The sequence below is a fragment of the Flavobacterium sp. genome, from assembly GCF_003525665.1.
Taxonomy (GTDB): Bacteria; Bacteroidota; Bacteroidia; order Flavobacteriales; family Flavobacteriaceae; genus Flavobacterium.
The window spans coordinates 1-2,487 of the sequence record NZ_DQDX01000112.1; the positions used below are offsets into that span (position 1 = coordinate 1).

At 34.7% G+C, this 2,487-nt stretch carries 3 protein-coding genes; all 3 read left to right on the forward strand.

The features are described 5' to 3' along the window. Window positions 1-118 precede the first annotated feature (118 nt). From DIU01_RS08140 to DIU01_RS08150, 3 genes are read left to right on the forward strand one after another with little or no spacing between them, the layout of a single operon-like run. A complete protein-coding gene (locus DIU01_RS08140) occupies window positions 119-607 on the forward strand; it encodes a peptidase (protein WP_290833329.1) in 489 nt (162 codons plus the stop codon). Window positions 608-617: 10 nt separating this feature from the next. Beyond that, window positions 618-968 (forward strand): SdpI family protein, encoded by a 351-nt coding sequence (locus DIU01_RS08145; protein ID WP_290833331.1) that lies wholly within the window; start codon window positions 618-620, stop codon window positions 966-968. 2 nt (window positions 969-970) lie between these two features. Then, the gene (locus DIU01_RS08150) at window positions 971-2,461 is read left to right on the forward strand and encodes a GH3 auxin-responsive promoter family protein (RefSeq protein WP_290833332.1); all 1,491 of its coding nucleotides are present in this window, start codon (window positions 971-973) and stop codon (window positions 2,459-2,461) included. Window positions 2,462-2,487 lie beyond the last annotated feature (26 nt).

Genomic DNA, 2,487 nt, shown 5'->3' on the forward strand with positions numbered 1-2,487 from the left:
GGTAAAAGAAAAAACTTTACAATTTATTTTCATCAACTTATTTATAGTTAAACTTCGTTAATTCTTTCACAAGCAATACAACAACAAATTTTCTATATTTGTATGATAATAAAAACTAATGGTACAAAAGCGTCTCAAAAAGCAATTGTTAAAGAAAAAACTCTTCACAAAAAACCGATTGGTTATTTTGAACGAAGACACCTTTGAAGAAATATTTTCTTTAAAACTAACCTTAATGAATGTCTTTGTCTTTGCTTCAATCGGAGCCATTTTAATCATTTTTGTCACCACTTTTATCATCGCTTTTACGCCTTTACGCGAGTACATTCCGGGTTACACATCAACAAAACTTAAGAAAGACGCGACCGAATTAGCTTTAAAATCAGATTCACTAGAATTTGCAATTAAAAAAAATGAAGCCTATCTCGAGTCGATAAAAAAAGTTTTAAACGGAAATTTAGAATACGCCAAAGTCAATAAAGATTCCATCTTGGCCATTTCTGTTGATACGTTACCCGATTTACAATTAACAGCAACCGAAGCCGAATTGAAACTAAGAAAAGAAGTAGAGGAAGAGGAGAAAAAGAAAATAGAGAAAAGAAAATAGAGAAAAGATTATGTTTAGCCTAGACAACATTATGCACATGCCAGCTTTTGCAAGTATCATTTTTTTAATCGCTGGATTTATTATGTATGTTTTTCCGCCCAAAAAAATAAATTATTTGTACGGATATCGTACCAATTCCTCAATGAAATCAAGCGAAAGATGGAATTTTGCTCAAAAATATTCTTCAATTCAAATGATGCTATCGGCAGTAAAATTATTTGTTGTTTCATTAATTCTGCCTTGGTTTAATTCTACCTTTGAAACAAACATTTTTTTACAAACAGCAATAATTTTAGTTGTTATCGGATTCATGTTTTATAGAGTAGAAAAGGCAATTAAAGATAATTTTCCAAACGAGTAACAATGTCAATAAAATCAATAGCAGCCAAAATATTTGCTAAAAAAATTCATAAAAAAACTTTGAAATGGGCTTCAAAACCTGTTCAAACCCAACAAAAAGTTTTTGAAGAGCTAATTCATTTGGCAAAAAATACTCAATTCGGAAAAGACCACAAATTTGATGAAATAAAATCGTTTCAAGATTTTGCTAAGCAAGTTCCAGTGCGCGATTATGAAGAACTAAGACCTTATGTTGACAAAGTTGTAAAAGGCGAAGCAGATGTTCTCTGGAAAGGAAAACCACTTTATTTTGCCAAAACATCAGGAACAACTTCGGGCGCAAAATATATTCCGCTTACTAAAGAGTCGATGCCATTTCATATTCAAGCAGCACGAAATGCTATTTTAAGTTACATTCACGAAACAGGAAACGCCCATTTTGTTGACGGAAAAATGATTTTCTTACAAGGAAGTCCGATTTTAGAAGAAAAAAACGGAATAAAACTAGGTCGATTATCAGGAATTGTAGCCCATTTCGTTCCAAGCTATTTGCAAAAAAATCGAATGCCAAGTTGGGAAACCAATTGCATTGAAGACTGGGAAACCAAAGTCGACGCCATTGTTGAAGAAACCATCAACGAGAACATGTCGGTTATTTCTGGAATTCCGTCATGGGTGCAAATGTATTTCGAAAAACTTCAGGAGAAAGCACATAAACCTGTTGGCGAACTCTTTAAAAACTTTAATCTGTTCATTTACGGCGGCGTAAATTTTGAACCTTACCGAGCCAAATTCGAAAACCTTATCGGTAGAAAAGTAGATTCAATAGAACTTTTTCCGGCTTCCGAAGGATTTTTTGCCTACCAAGATTCACAGAAAGAAAAAGGAATGTTGTTGCTTCTAAACGCCGGAATTTTCTATGAATTTATAAAATCAGAAGAGTTTTTTACTGACAATCCAAAACGTTACACCATTGGCGAAGTCGAGCTACATGTAAACTACGTTTTAATAATTTCTACCAACGCCGGACTTTGGGCTTACAACATTGGCGACACCATTCAGTTCACCAGTTTGCAACCTTATCGCGTCATCGTTTCGGGCAGAATTAAGCACTATATTTCGGCTTTTGGAGAGCACGTAATTGGCAAAGAAGTAGAGCACGCCTTGAAAGAAGCCATGGAAAATACAAACATTCGAGTAAACGAATTCACCGTTGCGCCACAAATTGCACCAGAAACTGGTTTGCCGTACCACGAATGGTTCATCGAATTTGATCCCGAAGCTTCGGGAGAACCCAATAATCTCGAAGAATTTGCGTTAACAATCGACGCTGCAATGCGAAAACAAAACGTGTATTACGACGATTTAATTGTTGGAAAAGTATTGCGAACACTAGTAATAACAAAGGTTTCTAAAAACGGATTCCAAGAATACATGAAATCAATCGGGAAACTCGGTGGCCAAAATAAATTACCAAGATTATCCAACGATAGAAAAATTGCCGATAAATTATAATAAGTAGGAGCGAATCGCTTGGGCAT